We start from the raw sequence: 16,856 nt of genomic DNA, 5'->3' as shown, positions 1-16,856 counted from the left end.
GGACGTCCTATTCATGGTCGTCCTCGGCATGGAGCGGATGGAAGGTCACCTTCCGGGCGACCACTTGCTGGGCGAGATCGAGTAGTGAGCGGTCCTCGGCGTAGGCGCGGGCGCGCAACAGCAGCAGCGCGTCGTTGAGGTCCACCGAGGCCTGGACGGTGACGATGCCGGTGGCCTGGTGGATCGCCCGGTGACTGTCGGCGGCATCGGCCAGCTGAGGATGCAGCCCGCCGGCCGACGCATCGTGCTGCAGGTCCAGCAGGATCGTCGTCGCGGCAGCCGCGTAGTCGAGCGCTTCGCCCAGTTGCAGGTTGTCCAGCGGGCCGGGTGTGTCGCGGTAGAGATCGAGTACGCCGAGCCGGATGGCGCCGACCTGGAGAGGAAACGCGAAGACCGCCGCGATGCCCGCTTCGGTAGCGGCGGGAACGAAGCCCGGCCAGCGCACTGCTGCCCGGGCGAGATCGTGCTCCAGAACGGGACGCTGGTCGCGGAACGCGTTCAGGCACGGGCCTTCACCGAGGGTGTGCTGCAAGTTCTCCATCACCGAGGCCGGGCCGTCGGTCGCCGCGAGGGTGCCACCGTGGCCGGCGGGGGTCATCAGTGCGACTCCGGCCCCACTGACCGGCACCGCCTTGGTCGCGGACGTGCACAGCCTGCGCCAGACCGTGTCCCCCTCGAGACCGGGAGGGTCCGGTTGGTCGAAAGCCAGCACCTCCAGCAGGATCTGCCGTACGCGCAGCGATGCCATTCCTGCGTCACCCTGTCCCGTTGCGAGCATTCAGCGAAGAGCCACCGGGGTCCGGGGTAGCGGCACTACTGTACGTGATGGCGGGGCCACGCCATACCCCGCACGACGTACCGGGAAATACCAGTCTCCTCTGTCGGGAGTGAAGAACCAGCAGTCACCCCGTCGGCAGCCACCCGGCCTTGATCTGCTCAGGTGTCAGCGTGGCGGCCAACTGGTCGTCGACCAGCCGTCGCTCGGTGATGTGCTGCTCCTGCATCCGCGCGCGCAGGGCGGTCTCGGTCGCTTCGAGCAGCGGAATCAGCCGGAACTTCCACCGCCCGCCTTCGCGGTAGAAGGTGAACGACAGCGGACTGTCGTGACCGTCGACCTTCAGCTGCACCGTCCCGATGTCACCGGCCACGTCGACCTCGCCTGAAGACATTCGCTGTACGGAGGCCGAGTTCATGTCGCCGCGCTCCACCGCGTCGACGACCAGCCGGCTCGGCGACCATCGGCGGAGGTTCTCGGCCGGCACCGAGGTCCGCAACTTGACCACGACCAACTGATCACTGACACGAGCCTGCCTGAGGTACGGCTCGCGTGCGGTCATCGCGAGCTTCTTGATCGCCGCGTAGTATTCGATGCTCTCCGCGGTCAGCAACCCCGCCACCGCCTGGCCGTCCTTGGCCAGCACAGCCGTCCGGTACGCCGCGAACGCTTCGGCCACCGCCGCCTCCTGCGCAGCCGTGTCCGAAACCGACGTCGGAGTCGACGGCGCGGGCTCGGACCTCACCTCACCGGAACACCCGACCAGGACCCCGCACAGAACTCCGGCGACGACCAACCGCCTCAACATCCGGACCTCCCCCAAACTGAAGCTGCGCGATGCTATCGCAGCCGGGCTCGGCTAGGCCGCGATCGCGATCAGTGCGACGGCGGGCAGGACGGACGAAGCGATCGTCCCCCGAACGCTCCCGCCGCGCGGCCGCCAGTACCCGAGCAGATCCGCGACCCCCATGAACAACGAGGCGAGCAGCATGTACAGGCAACTGACGACAACCACCGTCGTGCCCGCGGTCTCGTCGCCGTACCGCACCATCCACAGCCCGACCAGGGTGCCCACTCCCGCGAGTGCGTTGCGCGCACCGATGCAGAACGACCACAGATGCACGTTCCGGATGCCATGAGATTCGATGCCGAGGAACTTCTGGACCCACGGACGGTCGATCAGGAAGGCCTCCGCGGGAAAGACGGCGATCAGAATCAGCGCCGCGAGACCGGCGGCGAGTTGTGCGACCGCGTTCATGGCTACCTCCCTGGAACGGCTTCGATGAGCGAGATGGTCGAGACCGTCGCAACGACCCGGGTGAGGCGGAACCCGGCCCGGTCGAGCAGCGAGCCGAACTGCCGTTCGGTGCGTTCGCGGCCGCCGACGAAGATGAGCATGTCGAGGTCGATGGCCTTCGCGAAGTGCGGAGCGCTGCCAGGCGGCACGACGCTGTCCAGCAGCAGCAAGGTCGACCCGCGCGGCATGTGGCGGCGTACGTTGCTCAAAATCGCGATGGCTTGATCATCGTCGTAGTCGTGGATCACGCGGCGCATCACGTAGAGGTCGGCGTCGGACGGGGCGGTCTCGAAGAACGAGCCCGAGTCGATCCGGCAGCGGTCGAGGATCGCCGCCTCCCGCAGATGAGCCTCGGCCGCACCGACCAAGGACTCGCGCTCCTGGAGAACGCCCTTCGACTTCGGGGCGGCGCCGAGCATGAGCGCGAGCAGCTGTCCGTGTCCGCCGCCGATATCCGCGATCGTCGAGTACGGCGTGAAGTCGTACGCCGCCGCGACGGCGGGCCAGTCGAGGTCGGTCAGGCACGTCATGGCGTCGTTGAACGTCGCCGCGAACGCCGGAAACTCGTCCAGGTAGTCCCACAACTGCTTGCCCGGAGCAACCTCCACGGCCGGCCGGCCGGTCTCGATCGAGTGGGTCAGCCGGCCCCACGGACCTTGGTACTGCGGATCGCCGAGCATCAGCACGACCGGCAGCATCGAGCCGGGGGTTCCTGAGCGCAGTCGCCTGCCCAGGGCGGAGAGACCGTAGTGCCCGTCGGACCGCTCGGTGAAGATCCCGAACATCGCACCGGCGCGCAGGAGCCGATGGGTGGCATCAGGGTCCGACCCCACTTCGGCCGCGATCTCGTCCGCGGACAACGACCCGTCCGCCAGGACGTCCGCGATCCCGAGCTTGGCCGCCGCGTAGACGACGTGCGTCGCCATGAAGCCCGAGGCGAGCTCCAGCAAGCCGACCTCCGGCGGAACCATGCGCCGCGTGAGGGATTGCAGCGCGGTGCGGACGGCGGTGGCCGCCCGGACGACTGTGACTGGCGGAACTCTGGTCATCGCGCACCTATAATCGTCAGTGATGCTGACCATCTTGGTCAGCCTTGCTGACTACTGTCAAGGGGATGGACCCGCATGGACCTGGCCACGCTCATGTTCATCGTGTACCGCGCGATGGACGACGAGGTGATCCGGGCCATGCGGGAGTCCGGCTACCGGGTGACCGTCGCCCAGGCCCGGCTCGCCCAGCGGATCGCATCCGGCGGCTCGCGTCTGACCGATCTCGCCGAGCAGGCACAGGTCACCAAGCAGACCGCGAGTCTGCTGGTCGCAGCGCTGGAGCAGGAGGGCCTGGTGGAGCGCGTGCCAGACCCGGCCGACGGGCGGGCTCGACTCATCCGCTTCACGCCGAAGGGACAGGCCGCAGCGGATCGCGCCCGCGAGGTGGTCCTGCGCGTCGAGCAGAACTGGAACGAGCACCTCGGCCCCGAGTTGGCCACAGCGCTGCGCGAAGCCCTCACCAAACTCCGCGCGCTGACCGACCCGTACCAGTAACTCTCTGGCATCCCAGTCAGGAGTGAAATACCCTCAAGCCCATGACCGACCCGCGCAGCATCCTGGCCGATCTCTTCGTCTCCGACGGTCCGCGCCCGGAGTACGCCGAGGCCTTCCAGGTCTTCACTCCGCTGATCGGCAGCTGGGACCTCGACGTCCGCTGGTACGACGAAGCAGGCGAGGTCGTCCGGCAGACCGAAGGCGAATGGCACTTCGGCTGGGCCCTCGACGGCCGCGCCGTCGCCGACATCTGGATCACCCCGAGCCGCGCCCGCCGCCCGATCGACGGCGACGGCGAGTGGGGCCTGTCGATCCGCCTCCACGACCCGGAACTCAAGGCCTTCCGCTCCACCTGGATGGGCCCGAAGCACGCCTTCGTGATGACCTTCATCGGCCGCTCCGGCGACGACTGGATCACCCTCGAAGCGCGCGAGCCCACGGCGTACAAGACGCGCTGGGGATTCACGAACATCACCACCACCACCTTCGACTGGCGCAACGAGGACGAAGCCGAGGACGGCACGATCACGCTGCGCCAGACCTTCGCCGCCGTACGGCGTGACCGCAGCACGTGATCCAATGAGCCCTCGCGTACCTGGGGGGTTCACGTGTTCGTCCGCCGCCTCGGCTCCCGGCGAGGACTCGTCGCCGGCGGGGTCGCCGTTGCCGTGCTCGCCGGCGGGGCGACCTTCGCCTCGTCGTCTCCGCACGAGCCACGGAAGCCGACCTGCTCGCTCGACGTACCCGCGCGAGTGGTCATCAACATGCCGTACCTGACTCCGCCCGTACGCCGCGGCGCGGACTGCGCCGCCGCGGGAGTCGTCGAGGCCAGGTGGGACGCGCACGCGCCGGACGGGGCGCTCGTCCACCAACTCACCTTCCATAACGCCCCGGTCAGCGACCTTCGCCTGGGTTCCACCGCCTACCTGACCGCCCGCCGGGACGGACGCCGGATCACCCTCACCGCCCACTTCGGCCGGTACGACCTCGCGACGGCCGCCACCGGGTCATGGCCCGGCGCCCGCGGCGAACTGCAGCTGCGCAAACCGGGCAACGCCGTCTGGACCACCTTCAAGCACGTGACGGCAGACAGCCGTGGCGAAGCGACCGAAACCTTCACCCTCGCGGCGCGCTACGACTACCGACTCGTCATCCCCGACACAGCCGGCACCTGGGGTTCGACCAGCCCGAAGGCCGCGGCCTACTGAACCATCCCGCCGTTCAGCGTCAGCCCGCCGTCGATCGTGATGGTCTGGCCGGTGATCCACGACGCCTCGTCGGACAGCAGGAACCACACCAGCGACCCCACGTCCTCCGGACGGCCCAATCGCTTCATCGGGTACGTCGCGGCGACCTCCGCCTCGCGGCCCTCGTACAGCGCGCCGGCGAACTTCGTCTTCACCACCGCGGGCGCGACCGCGTTGACCCGAATCGTCGGCGCCAACTCGACCGCGAGCTCGGTCGTGACCCGCGACAGCATCGCCTTCGTCGCGCCGTACCAGCCGATCCCCGGCGACGGCGCCAGACCGGCCACCGATGACAGGTTGACCACAGCGCCGCCGTGCTCGCCCATCCACGCGTCGCCGCAGGCCTTCACCCACGCGATCGCGGCGAGAACGTTCGTGTCGACCATCTTGGCCGCGACCGCGCTGTCCACGTCGAGCAGCGAACCGTAGACCGGGTTGATGCCGGTGTTGTTGACCAGCAGATCCACCGACCCGTACGTCGTGAGCGCAGTCTCGATCACTTGCGCCCGATGCTCCGGGTCGGCGGCCTTGCCGGCGACGGCGAGCGCGTTCTGCTCGCCGCCGAGCGACTCGACAGCGACCTCCAGCGTCTCCTGCGTGCGCCCGGTGATCACCACCCGGGCGCCGTCGGCGACCAGCCGCTGCGCGACCGCGAGTCCGATTCCGCGCGACGCACCCGTGACGATCGCCGTCCGGCCCTTCAAGCCCATCAACCCGGTCCCGTCGCTCGCGTCAGCTGAGGCGTTCGAGGATCACGGCCATGCCCTGGCCGCCACCGACGCACATCGTCTCCAGCCCGAACTGCTTGTCCTCGAACTGCAGCCCGTTGACCAGCGTCGTCATGATCCGCGCGCCGGTCGAGCCGAACGGGTGGCCGAGCGCGATCGCGCCGCCGTGCACGTTCAGCCGGTCCTCGTCGATGCCGAGCTCGCGGGCCGAACCGATCACCTGGACGGCGAACGCCTCGTTGATCTCGACCAGGTCGATGTCGTTGATGCTCATTCCGGCCCGGGCCAGCGCCTGCTTGGACGCCTCGACCGGTCCCAGGCCCATGATCTCCGGCGACAGCCCGCTGACCCCGGTGGACACGATCCGCGCCAGCGGCGTCAGACCGAGCTCCCGCGCCTTGGTGTCGCTCATGATCACCACGGCCGCGGCGCCGTCGTTCAGCGGGCAGCAGTTGCCGGCCGTGACGGTGCCGTCGGGACGGAAGACCGGCTGGAGCTGGCTCACCTTCTCCAGCGTCGTACCGGCACGCGGGCCGTCGTCCTTGCTGACCACCGTGCCGTCGGGCAACGTCACCGGCGTGATCTCACGCTCGAAGAAGCCGTTGTTGATCGCCTTTTCGGCCAGGTTCTGCGACCGTACGCCGAACGCGTCCTGGTCGGCCCGGCTGATCCCGCGCAGCGTCGCGACGTTCTCGGCGGTCTGACCCATCGCGATGTAGATGTCGGGGATCAGCCCGTCCTCGCGCGGGTCGTGCCAGGTGTCGTTGGTCTCGGCGTACTTCTCGGTCCGCTGCACGGCGTCGGCGAACACCGGGTTGAACGAGCTCGGGTCGCCGACCCCGGCCGAGCCGAAGTTCTTGTACCGCGAGACGCACTCGACGCCGGCGCTGACGAACACGTCGCCCTCACCGGACTTGATCGCGTGGTAGGCCATCCGGGCGGTCTGCGTGGACGACGCGCAGAACCGGTTGACCGTCGTGGCGGGCGTGTTGTCCCAGCCGAGCTGGACCGCGACCCGGCGGGCCATGTTGCCGCCGTGCTCGTCGTGCGGCTCGGCGCAGCCCAGCATCAGGTCCTCGACCTGGTCACCGGTCAGGCCGGCCTTGTCGACCGCGGCCTTGATCATCTGCACGGCCAGGTCGTCGGGCCGGATGTCCTTCAGCGAGCCCTTGTGGGCCCGGCCGATCGGCGAGCGCGCGGTGGAGACGATGACTGCTTCGGGCATAGCGGGTCCTTCCCTACAGGCCGAGGTCGCGGCCGATGAGTTCCTTCATGATCTCGTTGCTGCCGGCCCAGATCTTGGTCACCCGGGCGTCGCGCCAGGCGCGGGCGACCCGGTACTCGTTCATGTAGCCGTAGCCGCCGTGCAGCTGGACGCAGGCGTCCAGGATCTCGTTCTGCACCTGGGCGCTCCACCACTTGGTCTTGGCCGCGTCGACCGCGGACAGCCGGTCCTCGTCGTGCGCCACGATCGCGTTGTCGACGTACGCCTGGGTCACCTCGGCCTTGGTGACCAGCTCGGCGATCAGGAACTTGTTGTACTGGAACGAGCCGACCGGCTGGCCGAACGCCTTGCGCTGCTTCACGTACTCGATCGTCTCGGCCAGGATCTGGGTCGCGTGCGCGATGTTCGACACCGCGGCACCGACACGCTCCTGGGCCAGCCGCTCCATCATGTGGATGAAGCCGCGGTTCACCTCGCCGAGCACGTTCTCGTCCGGGACGAACACGTCGGTGAAGAACAGCTCCGACGTACCCGACTCGGTCTGGCCGACCTTGTCGAGCTTGCGGCCGCGGGCGAAGCCCTCCATGCCCTCCTCGACCGCGAACAGCGTGATGCCCTTGGCGCCCTTGCTCGGGTCGGTCCGGGCCGCGGTGATGGTCAGGTCGGCCATGTCGCCGTTGGTGATGAAGGTCTTCGAGCCGTTCAGCACCCAGCCGCCGTCGACCTTCTTCGCGCTGGTCTTCAGCCCGGCCAGGTCGGAACCGCCGGACGGCTCGGTCATCCCGATCGCCGCGACCAGCTCACCGGAGCTGAACTTCGGCAGCCAGCGCTGCTTCTGCTCCTCGGTCCCGAGGTCGACCAGGTACGGCGCGGCGCAGTCGTAGTGGATGCCGAAGCAGCTCGACAGCGAGGCGGAGACCTTCGAGACCTCCTCGGCGAACACCGCGTTGAACCGGTAGTCGCCGACGCTGGAGCCGCCGTACTCCTCGGGGACGTCGAGGCCGAGGAAGCCCTGCTTGCCGGCCTCCAGCCAGACCGCGCGGTCGATCGTCTTCTGCTCGAGGAACTGCTCCATCCGCGGCACCAGCGAGCGGTCGCAGAACTCCTTCGCACTCGCCCGGAAGGCGTGGTGGTCCTCGCCGAAGATGATCCGTTCCATCGCTGCGCCTCCCCGAGGTCGGTGGGTGCGGCTCGGCCGGCTCCTGAGACGGATGGCTAAGCGCTTGCTTAGCTTCGCGAATCCGGTGCAGAGTGTCAACGTGTCCGCAGTCACCAGTCCCCTCGTGTGGGAGCACATCGAGCCGGCCGCCGCCCGCCGGCTGCTCACCGGCGCCATCGACGCGTTCGCCGAACGCGGCTTCCAGGCCACCACCACCCGCGACATCGCGTCCCGCGCCGGCATGTCCCCCGCCGCCCTGTACGTGCACTACCCCTCGAAGGAACGCCTGCTTTTCGAGATCAGCCTGTACGGCCACCAGGCAGCCCTCGCCGTACTGCGGGACGCTGACGAAGGGCCGTCGCCCACCGATCGGCTGCGCGGGATGGTCTCCGCCTTCACCGCCTGGCACGCCGAACACCACACGATCGCGCGCGTCGTCCAGTACGAGCTGGCCGCGCTCTCCCCCGAGCACTTCACCGAGGTGGCGGCGATTCGCCGGGCCATCTCGCGGCAGATCGAGCACGTGCTGGCCGACGGCGTACGCGACGGATCCTTCAGTGTCGACGACCTGCCCGGTACGACACTCGCCGTTCTGTCGCTGTCGATCGACGTGGCTCGGTGGTACACGCCGCATCGGACGAAGCCTGCGGACCTCGGTGTCCTGTACGCCGAGCTGGCGCTTCGGATGGTCCAGGCCTGAGCCTTTCCCGCACGAACGGCCGAAGGCCCGGCACTCTCTCGCGAGAGTCCGGGCCTTCCGGCGTACCGGTGGTCAGTCCTGCAGCGCCGCCTGGACGTCGAGGTGGATGTCCACCTTGTCGCCGATCAGCAGCTTGCCGCCCTCCAGCGGGACGTTGAAGTCGATGCCCCACTCCTTGCGGCTGATCGACGCGGAGCCTTCGAAGCCGATGATCTTCTGGCCGTAGGCGTTCTGCTCGACGCCGAGGAACTCGACGGCGAACTCGATCGGCTTCGTGACGCCCTTGATGGTCAGCTCGCCGGCCAGGATGAAGTCGTCACCCTCCGGCTTCAGCGCGGTGCTGGTGAAGGTCATCTTCGGGCTGTTCTCGGCGTCGAAGAAGTCGCCCGAGCGCAGATGCGCGTCGCGCTGCTCGCTGCGGGTGTGCACGGACGCCAGCTCGACGGTGACCGCCGCCGTCGACTCCTCGAGCGAGTCCTTGACGACGATCTCGCCGGCGAACTCGCGGAAGGTGCCGCGGACCTTGGTCATCAGGTGGCGAACGGTGAAGCCGATCTCGGTGTGGGCGCTGTCGAGCGCGTAGGTTCCGGCCACCAGGCCGGGGATGCTGGTCGTCGGGGTCGTCGTACCGGTGATGCTCATGAGGCTCTCCCAGGAAGTTAGTTAAAATTTCAATCTGTTCCCCAGATGTCTGCTCTAACGGTTTAAATCTGAACTACATTCCCGGTACACTGTTCCCGTGACGATGACGACTGGCACCCGGTGGCTGGACTCCGAGCAGCAGGTGGCGTGGCGCGCGTACCTGCTGGGCACGGCGCGCCTGATGGCCAAGCTTGACGAGGACCTGCGGCAGTTCGGCCTGGGCATCAACGACTACGAGATCCTGGTCCGTCTGTCCGAGGCCCCGGACCGCCGTCTGCGGATGGCCGACCTCGCCGACCGCCTGCACCAGAGCCGCTCTCGCCTCACCCACACTGTAGGCCGCCTGGAGGCCGCCGACCTGGTCCGCCGTACGTCGTGCACCAGCGACAAGCGCGGCGTCTGGGCCGAACTCACCGACGCCGGCTTCACCCTGCTCGAACAGGCCGCGCCGCACCACGTCGAAGGCGTCCGCGAAAACCTCGTCGACCTGGTGACGCCCGAAGACTTCGCCGCCGTCGGCCGGGTCTTCGACGCCGTCTCCGAACACATCGGCCAACGCTGACCGGAACCCGCGGGGGGTTGGTTCATGACTCCTTCCCACGCGGGCCCTTCCGCTCGCTAGCGCTCACTTCAGCGCCAGCTCCCGCCCACCCGGTCTGAGGTGCGCGTGCTGGCGCCCGCTTCAGTCGGCGGCTCCCGGCGCGGTGCAAGCGCTGCGCGCAGATCGGCGGGCTGACGCCCGTCGTGGCGTACAGGGCGCCCCACTTCAGTCGGCGGCTATCGCCGCGGTGCAAGCCGCTAGCGCGCAGATCGGCGGGCTAGCGCCCGCGACGCGCCAGCTGCCGCCCGCTTCTTCGGCGTGCGCGCCGGCTTCACGCCCGCCCGACCCGATCGCCGACTCCGATCAAACAAACGCCCCCACACCCTCGTACTCCCCCACCTCCGCCTTCCCCCTCGCGTCGTACTGGAGAAGAAGCAAGCCCGTCGACGTCACCTCATGGTGCGTCAACCGAAGACCAATCGGGGCACCGGGATGGTCGAGCAAACGACGCCCGGAACCAACGACGGTCGGAGCAACAGCCAACCGCAGGACGTCGACCAAGCCGGCCGCGAGCAGCGTGTTGCCGAGTCGCGCGCTGCCGTGGATCTGGAGTTCTCGGCCCGGCTTGGTCTTGAGCTGACCCACAGACTCGACCGGATCGCCGACCAGCACAGTCGTCGGATCCCAAGAACCTTCAGCCAGCGTGTTGGTGACGACATACTTCGGCAGCGCGTTCATCCGCTCGGTGTACGGATCATCGGGATCGGTGATCTGAGGCCAGTCCCGAGCGAAAGCCTCGTAGGTCCGGCGGCCGAGCAAGAGCCCATCAGCCAGCCCCAGCCACTGGGACGTACGCCGTATGAACGTCTCGTCCAGGAACGGCACCAGCCACCCGCCCGCAGTGAACCCGTCGCTCATGTCCTCCGTCGGCGAACCAGGCCCCTGACTGACCCCATCAAGCGTGACGAACTCAGTGAGAACAACCTTCATCCCGCCACCTCAGCCTCAGCGACCGATGCAAGCTGCGCGGTGACCGACCCCCACCCATCGGCGAACCCCAGCTCCTCGTGCAACTTCCGCGACGCCGGATCCCCATGCCGCACGACGACCCGGTACGCCGTACCGTCGGGATGATCGGCCAACGTGACCTCGGCCGTCATCAGCACCGGCGCCGGGTTAGCCGGCCGCAAGGAGCTGTCGATCGTGTTGGTGTACACGATCCGCTCCAGCTCCTCCGCGACGACGAAGCTCGCGTCGAGCTGCGGCACGAACGTCACGCCGTCCTCGCTCATTTGCGTCACCAGCCCACCGCCGGGCCGGACCTCCAGCCGCTCCACCCGGCACAGCGTCGGAGCCGGCACCCACCACCGCTCGAACCGGGACGGCTCGGTCCACGCACTCCATACGACCGTCCGTGGAGCCCGGATCACGCGCTCCACGACAAGGTCGAGCTCGGGGTTCATTCCTGTTCCTCCATCAGATCGGTGACGAGTTGTTCGAGGCGGTCGGTGCGCTCTTCCCAGATCGCCCGTTGCTCGGCGAGCCAGTCGTCGACGACCGCGAGCCGTTCGCGATTCAGCACACAGGTGCGCACGCGGCCGACCTTCACCGTCCGGATCAGGCCGTTCGACTCCAGCGTCCGGACGTGCTTCATGAACGACGGCAACGTCATCGGGAACTCACCGGCCAGATCGCCCACACTGGCCGGACCACGCCCGAGCCGCCGGACCACCTCGCGCCGGGTCGGATCGGCGAGCGCGACGAACACGCCGTCAACCTCCGCCAAATACTGAGCCATGAGGCTAAGTATTACTGCTTACTAAGCCTAGAAGCAAACTATCGAGCGGAACGTCACACATCCTCGGCGGGTGGTGTCGAAGACTCGTCAGCCAACAGCACAGGAGCTCGCCGCGACGGGTCCGCCTGTCGCACCGGTGATGAAGGAGATCGCGAAGTGACTACGTTCGTTCTGGTCCATGGCGCCTGGCACGGTCCGTGGGCGTGGGACCTGGTCGTGCCGCAGCTGCACGCCGCCGGGATCCGCACGCTCGTTCCCGACCTCAGCGCCGTCGGCGACTACGGGCTGCACGACCACGCAAGGATCGTGATCGACGCCCTCGACTCGGTGGCGACGGACGACGAACTCGTACTGGTCGGGCACAGCTATGCCGGACTGGTGGTCCGGGAGGCTGCCGACGCGCGCCCCGGCAGTGTCGACCACATCGTGCTGATCGACGGATGGGCAGGAGCCGACAGCGCCAGCATGTTCAGCCTGGCCCCCGAGTCCTTCGAGACCGCGATCCGGGCCGCCGCGGAGACCTCTGGTGACGGGTGGCGCATCCCCTCGCCGCCCCCCGCGGCGTTCGGCATCACTGACTCCGCCACCGCGGACTGGCTGGCGGAGCGTCTGCTTCCCCAACCGCTGCGCACTTTCACCGAGCCGACCACCCTGACCGGAGCAGTGGACCGAGTCCCCGGAACGGCCCTGTACTGCGAGCCGCTGACCTTTCCGTTCGACCGGTTCGGCGCGGCCCTCCAGTACGAAACCCGAGCTCTGACCGCTCCGCACGACATGATGCTCACCCATCCGGAGGTACTCGCCGAGACGCTGCTGGAGTGTTCCCGGCTCGGCGACAGCCGGATCGAGCACGTCGAGCCGTGACGCGCGCTCTCCGCGGCCAACGCGCACGGTCGATGCGGACCTGACAGGCCGGCGTTCTGCTCTAACGAATGAGCCCCACCTTCCGTGCGGAAGGTGGGGCTCTTCGCCGAAATGACTGCGATGCTCAGTCGCGGGTCAGCTTGCGGTGGGTAACCCGGTGCGGGCGAGCGGCTTCCGCGCCGAGGCGTTCGATCTTGTTCGCCTCGTACGACGCGAAGTTGCCCTCGAACCAGAACCACTGGGCCGGGTTCTCGTCGGTGCCCTCCCAGGCCAGGATGTGGGTGGCGACGCGGTCCAGGAACCACCGGTCGTGGGAGATCACCACGGCGCAGCCGGGGAACTCGAGCAGGGCGTCCTCGAGCGACTGCAGGGTCTCGACGTCCAGGTCGTTGGTCGGCTCGTCGAGCAGCAGCAGGTTGCCGCCCATCTTCAGGGTCAGCGCGAGGTTCAGCCGGTTGCGCTCACCGCCGGACAGGACGCCGGTCGGCTTCTGCTGGTCCGGGCCCTTGAACCCGAACGACGCGACGTACGCGCGGCTCGGCATCTCGAAGTTCGCGACCTTGATGTAGTCGAGCTCGTCGGAGACCTGCTGCCAGACCGTCTTCTTCGGGTCCAGGCCGCCGCGCGACTGGTCGACGTAGGAGATCCGGACCGTCTCGCCGAGCTTCAGCGTGCCCTCGTCGGGCGTCTCCTCGCCGACGATCATCCGGAACAGCGTCGACTTGCCGACACCGTTCGGGCCGACGATGCCGACGATGCCGGCCCGCGGCAGCGAGAAGCTCAGGCCGTCGATCAGCTTGCGGTCACCGAAGCCCTTCTCCAGCTTGCTGACCTCGAGCACCGTGCTGCCCAGTCGGGGACCCGCCGGGATGTTGATCTCGTCGATGTCCAGCTTCTTGGAGCGCTCGGCCTCGGCGGCCAGTTCCTCGTACCGGGCCAGGCGGGACTTGCTCTTGGTCTGGCGGGCCTTGGCGTTCGACCGGACCCACTCGAGCTCACGCTCGAGGATCTTCTGCCGCTTGGCGTCCTTCTGGCCCTCGACCACGAGCCGCTGCTGCTTGGTCTCCAGGTACTTCGAGTAGTTGCCCTCGTAGCCGTAGGTCTTGCCGCGGTCCATTTCCAGGATCCACTCGGCGACGTTGTCCAGGAAGTACCGGTCGTGGGTGATCGCCAGGACGGCGCCCGGGTACTTCTGTAGGTGCTGCTCCAGCCAGAGCACCGACTCGGCGTCCAGGTGGTTGGTGGGCTCGTCGAGCAGCAGCAGGTCGGGCTGCTGCAGCAGGAGCTTGCACAGCGCGACCCGGCGGCGCTCACCACCGGACAGGTTGTCCACGATCGCGTCGGCCGGCGGGCAGCGCAGCGCGTCCATCGCCTGCTCCAACTGGGCGTCGACGTCCCACGCGTTGCGGTGGTCGAGCTCGGTCTGCAGGTCACCCATCTCAGCCAGCAGCTTGTCGTAGTCGGCGTCGGGATCGGCCAGCTCGGCGGAGATCTCGTTGAACCGGTCGAGCTTCTTCTTGGTGTCGCCGACGCCTTCCTCGACGTTCTCCAGCACCGTCTTGCCCTCGGTCAGCGGCGGCTCCTGCAACAGGATGCCCACCGTGGCGTCATCGGCCAGCCGGGCCTCACCGTTCGAGGGCTGGTCCAGCCCGGCCATGATCTTGAACAGCGAGGACTTGCCGGTGCCGTTCGGCCCGACCACGCCGATCTTCGCCCCGGTCAGGAAGTTCAAGGTGACGTTGTCGAGCACGACCTTGTCCCCGTGCGCCTTCCGGACGTTACGAAGGGTGTAGATGAATTCCGCCATGCTCCAGAGCCTATGCGCTGTGCCCCACCCAATCCCAACCGGTGCCCACGCCGCTGTCCTTGGTCAACCGTCCTCGTCGACACATCGCCCCGCGACGGCTGGCCCGGTCGAGCCGTGAACGAGACCTGCAGCGCGCCGCTGGGCCGTCCTCAACTGCCACAGGGCGACCCCGGCACCGATCAGTCCGATGGAAGTGATCACAACGCTGCCCACGTCGCCGGCGACCGCGTTGATCACAGTCAAGGCCGCGAGCAGGACGCCGGCCGCCAGGAACAGCTTGCGGCTCTGAGGCCCTTGCTTCAGCCGATGCTCGGCGATCCGCATCGCGGCCGCTCGGATCTCCGGATCAGGATGGGTGTGCCCGCGCTGGACCGCCTGGTACGCCTCCACCTGGTGGGCCGGTGAAAGGTGGTCAGCACCAACTCGCTTCACCTCACGCCGAATCCCGCCGAGGGCCAGCGTGGACGCCACGTACGCCGCGACGGCTCCCGTGGCGGCGATCACCAGGGCATACGACCACGAAACCTCCTTGACCAGCTTGAAGCCGGCGCCGTAGCCGACGAAGACGAGCAGGCCGGCCGAGCTTGCGAGCTTCCACCGAGGTGCGGTCAGCAGAATCCGGAACATGTGAATCCCGTACCCACCGCCGAAGCACCACCACGGGCACTCCGCCGGCGCCGGCCTCCCGCGTCACGACCCCCTCAGGACCACCACCGCCCATCCCTCACGCCGCCTTCGAGGCGCCGAACGGATTCGCCTCCGCGACCGGCTGAGGCAGGTCATCAAAGGCCCGAGCCCCGAGACCCTGCGGGGACGCCTTGCTGAACGTCGTGACGCCGCGGGACAGGTCGTGCCCCACCGAGAAGGCCTCGAGCACCGTGCGGGAGCGCGACTCGCCGTCCTCGGTCCACTCGGTCGTCTTCAACCGGCCGTAGACCACGACGGGATCACCCCGGCCGATCGACTCGGCGACGTTCTGGGCCAACCCGCGCCAGCACTCGACGCTGAACCAGGTGGTCGGACGGTCGACCCAGTCACCCTTGTCCCGGTCGTAGGCGCGGGCCGTGGAGCCGATCCGGAACGTGGCCAGCGCGTGGCCGCCGTTCACCTGCTTGAGCTGCACGTCGCCGCCGACCCGTCCGGTCAGCGTCAGGTACGCGTCATTGCTCATGATTCCTCCGATCGCGGATGTGCTGTCACCAGAGAAGATGCCGCGCCCGAGCGCCGGACCGCGCACGAATTGCCAACCTGGGGACAACCCAATGCCTTAGCCTTGACTTATATAAGCCGGTCCCGGCATTCTGGCTGCGACAACCGGTCACCACCACACAGGACGGGCAACACACCGATGGACATCCTGGAACAGATCACCGCGGTCCAGCGCGAGGTCAGCCGCACCGGCGAGACCGCGACGGTCCTGATGCGCCGGACCTACCAGTCCGGCCCGGAGGACGTCTGGGACGCGCTGACCGACCCCGAGCGGATGGCCCGCTGGTTCTCCCCGGTCACGGGCGAGCTGAAGGTCGGCGGCAGCTTCCAGATCCAGGGCAACGCGGGCGGCGAGATCCTCGAGTGCGAGCCGCCGAAGCGCTACAAGGTCACGTTCGGCGGCCCGGAGAGCCTGCTCGAGGTCCGGCTCACGCCCGGCCCGGGCGACACCACCGAGTTCGAGCTCGAACACTCGATGGCCAACCCGCCGGCCCCCGGCGGCGCCGGCGCCCTGTACGTCGGACCCGGTTGGGACGGCGCGATCGCGGGCCTCGCGCTCTACCTGAACGGCGATCTCGGCGCAGACGTGGACCCGGCCGAGATGGCCAACTCCCCCGAGGTCATCGAGTACAACGCGCAGTGCATCCACGCCTGGACCGAGGCAATCCGCGCCTCGGGCACGACGACCGAGAAGGACCTCGAGGAAACGGTCGCCATCGCCATGGCCCACTACGCCCCCGAGACCCCGCCCGAGAACTAGCGCAGAAACACAGGGACCTTGAACAGGCAACACCCTGTTCAAGGTCCCTTCCTGTTCTCAGCCCGATCTACGTGTACCAGATCAGGTCGCCGCTCCACGCACCGTTCTGCGGGTAGCAGGTCCAGTCGTGTGCACCCTGGTTGCGCATCTCGTACACACCGACGTCGTCACAGGCTGCCCGGGTGGGGAAACCGCTGCCGAATCGCTTCGTGATGATGGCGTGAGCGGGCGTGGTGGTCACGCCCGCCACCGTGAGACACAGCGCGGCTGTCACAGCCACTCGTGTCATGGTCCGGAGTGATGACTTCGTGAAACGACTCATCGCTGACTCCTTTGCCGACCGTTCTCGCGGATGCGCAACGATCGCAGCGCCGATCAGCGGGCAGCAAGCGATGAGACCAGCATCGAACTGCTTGGACCGGCCGCCGCCGATGCGCTAGCTGTACTGCCCAGGAAGGTTGGTTAGGCGGGTGATGGGTGGGAGTTGGCCGATGGCGGTGTGGGGTCGGTGGTGGTTGTAGTGGTGGAGCCAGGCGGGGAGGGCGTCGCGGCGGGCTTGT

General features: G+C 68.1%; 23 protein-coding genes. 7 read left to right on the top strand and 16 right to left on the bottom strand.

Features of this window, described 5'->3' with window-relative positions:
• Positions 1 to 7 precede the first annotated feature (7 nt).
• The 4 genes from BWI15_RS04090 to BWI15_RS04075 form a co-directional block, all read right to left on the bottom strand.
• Positions 8 to 748, bottom strand: coding sequence for a GAF and ANTAR domain-containing protein (locus BWI15_RS04090; protein ID WP_077012938.1), 741 nt, complete (start codon positions 746 to 748; stop codon positions 8 to 10).
• Between the two features lie 154 nt (positions 749 to 902).
• Positions 903 to 1,454, bottom strand: coding sequence for a hypothetical protein (locus BWI15_RS04085; protein WP_143465396.1), 552 nt, complete (start codon positions 1,452 to 1,454; stop codon positions 903 to 905).
• Between the two features lie 180 nt (positions 1,455 to 1,634).
• Positions 1,635 to 2,033 (bottom strand): DUF1304 family protein, encoded by a 399-nt coding sequence (locus BWI15_RS04080; protein ID WP_077012936.1) that lies wholly within the window; start codon positions 2,031 to 2,033, stop codon positions 1,635 to 1,637.
• 2 nt (positions 2,034 to 2,035) lie between these two features.
• Positions 2,036 to 3,154: an acetylserotonin O-methyltransferase gene (locus BWI15_RS04075; protein WP_237771119.1), complete on the bottom strand. Its 1,119-nt coding sequence runs from the start codon at positions 3,152 to 3,154 to the stop codon at positions 2,036 to 2,038.
• Between the two features lie 42 nt (positions 3,155 to 3,196).
• Between BWI15_RS04075 and BWI15_RS04070 the strand changes: the two genes are divergently transcribed.
• Genes BWI15_RS04070 through BWI15_RS04060 form a run of 3 tightly spaced genes read left to right on the top strand, consistent with a single transcriptional unit; the run spans position 3,197 to position 4,824 of the window.
• Positions 3,197 to 3,616 carry a MarR family winged helix-turn-helix transcriptional regulator gene (locus BWI15_RS04070; protein WP_077012934.1) on the top strand — a complete coding sequence of 140 codons (420 nt, stop codon included), beginning with the start codon at positions 3,197 to 3,199 and terminating at the stop codon, positions 3,614 to 3,616.
• A gap of 41 nt (positions 3,617 to 3,657) precedes the next feature.
• Positions 3,658 to 4,191, top strand: a complete 534-nt coding sequence (locus tag BWI15_RS04065; protein WP_077012933.1) for a hypothetical protein — start codon at positions 3,658 to 3,660, stop codon at positions 4,189 to 4,191.
• Between the two features lie 33 nt (positions 4,192 to 4,224).
• Positions 4,225 to 4,824 carry a hypothetical protein gene (locus BWI15_RS04060; protein WP_077012932.1) on the top strand — a complete coding sequence of 200 codons (600 nt, stop codon included), beginning with the start codon at positions 4,225 to 4,227 and terminating at the stop codon, positions 4,822 to 4,824.
• Here the strand turns inward: BWI15_RS04060 and BWI15_RS04055 are convergent.
• The 3 genes from BWI15_RS04055 to BWI15_RS04045 are packed head-to-tail and all read right to left on the bottom strand — an operon-like array spanning position 4,818 to position 7,975.
• Positions 4,818 to 5,573: an SDR family oxidoreductase gene (locus BWI15_RS04055; RefSeq protein WP_077012931.1), complete on the bottom strand. Its 756-nt coding sequence runs from the start codon at positions 5,571 to 5,573 to the stop codon at positions 4,818 to 4,820. The two genes, BWI15_RS04060 and BWI15_RS04055, sit on opposite strands and share 7 nt — an antisense overlap.
• A gap of 22 nt (positions 5,574 to 5,595) precedes the next feature.
• The gene (locus tag BWI15_RS04050; RefSeq protein ID WP_077012930.1) at positions 5,596 to 6,816 is read right to left on the bottom strand and encodes an acetyl-CoA C-acetyltransferase; all 1,221 of its coding nucleotides are present in this window, start codon (positions 6,814 to 6,816) and stop codon (positions 5,596 to 5,598) included.
• A gap of 13 nt (positions 6,817 to 6,829) precedes the next feature.
• A complete protein-coding gene (locus tag BWI15_RS04045; protein WP_077012929.1) occupies positions 6,830 to 7,975 on the bottom strand; it encodes an acyl-CoA dehydrogenase family protein in 1,146 nt (381 codons plus the stop codon).
• Positions 7,976 to 8,075: 100 nt separating this feature from the next.
• On the opposite strand from BWI15_RS04045, the gene BWI15_RS04040 reads away from it, so the two are divergent.
• Positions 8,076 to 8,675: a TetR/AcrR family transcriptional regulator gene (locus tag BWI15_RS04040; protein ID WP_077013253.1), complete on the top strand. Its 600-nt coding sequence runs from the start codon at positions 8,076 to 8,078 to the stop codon at positions 8,673 to 8,675.
• 72 nt (positions 8,676 to 8,747) lie between these two features.
• Here the strand turns inward: BWI15_RS04040 and BWI15_RS04035 are convergent, their stop codons facing one another.
• Positions 8,748 to 9,317, bottom strand: coding sequence for a YceI family protein (locus BWI15_RS04035; RefSeq protein ID WP_077012928.1), 570 nt, complete (start codon positions 9,315 to 9,317; stop codon positions 8,748 to 8,750).
• Positions 9,318 to 9,420: 103 nt separating this feature from the next.
• Here BWI15_RS04035 and BWI15_RS04030 point away from each other — a divergent pair, with 103 nt between their 5' ends.
• A complete protein-coding gene (locus BWI15_RS04030) occupies positions 9,421 to 9,879 on the top strand; it encodes a MarR family winged helix-turn-helix transcriptional regulator (protein WP_077012927.1) in 459 nt (152 codons plus the stop codon).
• A gap of 342 nt (positions 9,880 to 10,221) precedes the next feature.
• Here BWI15_RS04030 and BWI15_RS04025 read toward each other — a convergent pair whose 3' ends face one another.
• The 3 genes from BWI15_RS04025 to BWI15_RS04015 are packed head-to-tail and all read right to left on the bottom strand — an operon-like array spanning position 10,222 to position 11,656.
• Positions 10,222 to 10,848 (bottom strand): dihydrofolate reductase family protein, encoded by a 627-nt coding sequence (locus BWI15_RS04025; protein WP_077012926.1) that lies wholly within the window; start codon positions 10,846 to 10,848, stop codon positions 10,222 to 10,224.
• Positions 10,845 to 11,321 carry an SRPBCC domain-containing protein gene (locus tag BWI15_RS04020; RefSeq protein ID WP_077012925.1) on the bottom strand — a complete coding sequence of 159 codons (477 nt, stop codon included), beginning with the start codon at positions 11,319 to 11,321 and terminating at the stop codon, positions 10,845 to 10,847. The genes BWI15_RS04025 and BWI15_RS04020 overlap by 4 nt, the downstream gene beginning before the upstream one ends.
• Positions 11,318 to 11,656 carry an ArsR/SmtB family transcription factor gene (locus BWI15_RS04015; protein WP_077012924.1) on the bottom strand — a complete coding sequence of 113 codons (339 nt, stop codon included), beginning with the start codon at positions 11,654 to 11,656 and terminating at the stop codon, positions 11,318 to 11,320. Before BWI15_RS04015 ends, BWI15_RS04020 begins: the two co-directional genes overlap by 4 nt.
• Before the next feature lie 156 nt (positions 11,657 to 11,812).
• Between BWI15_RS04015 and BWI15_RS04010 the strand changes: the two genes are divergently transcribed.
• Entirely contained in the window at positions 11,813 to 12,520 is a 708-nt protein-coding gene (locus BWI15_RS04010) for an alpha/beta fold hydrolase (RefSeq protein WP_077012923.1), read from the top strand.
• A 124-nt stretch (positions 12,521 to 12,644) separates the two neighbouring features.
• Here the strand turns inward: BWI15_RS04010 and ettA are convergent, their stop codons facing one another.
• From ettA to BWI15_RS03995, 3 genes are all read right to left on the bottom strand, one after another.
• The gene (gene ettA, locus BWI15_RS04005) at positions 12,645 to 14,327 is read right to left on the bottom strand and encodes an energy-dependent translational throttle protein EttA (protein WP_077012922.1); all 1,683 of its coding nucleotides are present in this window, start codon (positions 14,325 to 14,327) and stop codon (positions 12,645 to 12,647) included.
• 63 nt (positions 14,328 to 14,390) lie between these two features.
• Positions 14,391 to 14,954: a hypothetical protein gene (locus BWI15_RS04000; RefSeq protein WP_077012921.1), complete on the bottom strand. Its 564-nt coding sequence runs from the start codon at positions 14,952 to 14,954 to the stop codon at positions 14,391 to 14,393.
• 97 nt (positions 14,955 to 15,051) lie between these two features.
• A complete protein-coding gene (locus BWI15_RS03995; protein ID WP_077012920.1) occupies positions 15,052 to 15,498 on the bottom strand; it encodes a single-stranded DNA-binding protein in 447 nt (148 codons plus the stop codon).
• 177 nt (positions 15,499 to 15,675) lie between these two features.
• On the opposite strand from BWI15_RS03995, the gene BWI15_RS03990 reads away from it, so the two are divergent.
• On the top strand, positions 15,676 to 16,296 hold the full coding sequence (locus BWI15_RS03990; protein ID WP_077012919.1) for an SRPBCC family protein: 621 nt from the start codon (positions 15,676 to 15,678) through the stop codon (positions 16,294 to 16,296).
• 67 nt (positions 16,297 to 16,363) lie between these two features.
• Here BWI15_RS03990 and BWI15_RS39225 read toward each other — a convergent pair whose 3' ends face one another.
• Positions 16,364 to 16,537: a hypothetical protein gene (locus BWI15_RS39225; RefSeq protein WP_168197259.1), complete on the bottom strand. Its 174-nt coding sequence runs from the start codon at positions 16,535 to 16,537 to the stop codon at positions 16,364 to 16,366.
• Positions 16,538 to 16,732: 195 nt separating this feature from the next.
• Positions 16,733 to 16,856 (bottom strand): integrase core domain-containing protein (locus tag BWI15_RS03980; protein WP_143465395.1); only part of this gene is annotated, 124 nt, incomplete at its 5' end.

This window comes from Kribbella sp. ALI-6-A, from assembly GCF_001984195.1.
Taxonomy (GTDB): Bacteria; Actinomycetota; Actinomycetes; order Propionibacteriales; family Kribbellaceae; genus Kribbella.
This window is presented reverse-complemented; position numbering and strand designations above follow the sequence as displayed.

Bases quoted from the DNA above. Each gene is read 5' to 3' on its own strand.
- BWI15_RS04090 (WP_077012938.1), bottom strand. From the start codon at position 748: ATGGCATCGCTGCGCGTACGGCAGATCCTGCTGGAGGTGCTGGCTTTC.
- BWI15_RS04080 (WP_077012936.1), bottom strand. From the start codon at position 2,033: ATGAACGCGGTCGCACAACTCGCCGCCGGTCTCGCGGCGCTGATTCTG.
- BWI15_RS04075 (WP_237771119.1), bottom strand. From the start codon at position 3,154: ATGGTCAGCATCACTGACGATTATAGGTGCGCGATGACCAGAGTTCCG.
- BWI15_RS04070 (WP_077012934.1), top strand. From the start codon at position 3,197: ATGGACCTGGCCACGCTCATGTTCATCGTGTACCGCGCGATGGACGAC.
- BWI15_RS04065 (WP_077012933.1), top strand. From the start codon at position 3,658: ATGACCGACCCGCGCAGCATCCTGGCCGATCTCTTCGTCTCCGACGGT.
- BWI15_RS04055 (WP_077012931.1), bottom strand. From the start codon at position 5,573: ATGGGCTTGAAGGGCCGGACGGCGATCGTCACGGGTGCGTCGCGCGGA.
- BWI15_RS04050 (WP_077012930.1), bottom strand. From the start codon at position 6,816: ATGCCCGAAGCAGTCATCGTCTCCACCGCGCGCTCGCCGATCGGCCGG.
- BWI15_RS04045 (WP_077012929.1), bottom strand. From the start codon at position 7,975: ATGGAACGGATCATCTTCGGCGAGGACCACCACGCCTTCCGGGCGAGT.
- BWI15_RS04035 (WP_077012928.1), bottom strand. From the start codon at position 9,317: ATGAGCATCACCGGTACGACGACCCCGACGACCAGCATCCCCGGCCTG.
- BWI15_RS04030 (WP_077012927.1), top strand. From the start codon at position 9,421: ATGACGACTGGCACCCGGTGGCTGGACTCCGAGCAGCAGGTGGCGTGG.
- BWI15_RS04025 (WP_077012926.1), bottom strand. From the start codon at position 10,848: ATGAAGGTTGTTCTCACTGAGTTCGTCACGCTTGATGGGGTCAGTCAG.
- BWI15_RS04020 (WP_077012925.1), bottom strand. From the start codon at position 11,321: ATGAACCCCGAGCTCGACCTTGTCGTGGAGCGCGTGATCCGGGCTCCA.
- BWI15_RS04015 (WP_077012924.1), bottom strand. From the start codon at position 11,656: ATGGCTCAGTATTTGGCGGAGGTTGACGGCGTGTTCGTCGCGCTCGCC.
- ettA (WP_077012922.1), bottom strand. From the start codon at position 14,327: ATGGCGGAATTCATCTACACCCTTCGTAACGTCCGGAAGGCGCACGGG.
- BWI15_RS04000 (WP_077012921.1), bottom strand. From the start codon at position 14,954: ATGTTCCGGATTCTGCTGACCGCACCTCGGTGGAAGCTCGCAAGCTCG.
- BWI15_RS03995 (WP_077012920.1), bottom strand. From the start codon at position 15,498: ATGAGCAATGACGCGTACCTGACGCTGACCGGACGGGTCGGCGGCGAC.
- BWI15_RS03990 (WP_077012919.1), top strand. From the start codon at position 15,676: ATGGACATCCTGGAACAGATCACCGCGGTCCAGCGCGAGGTCAGCCGC.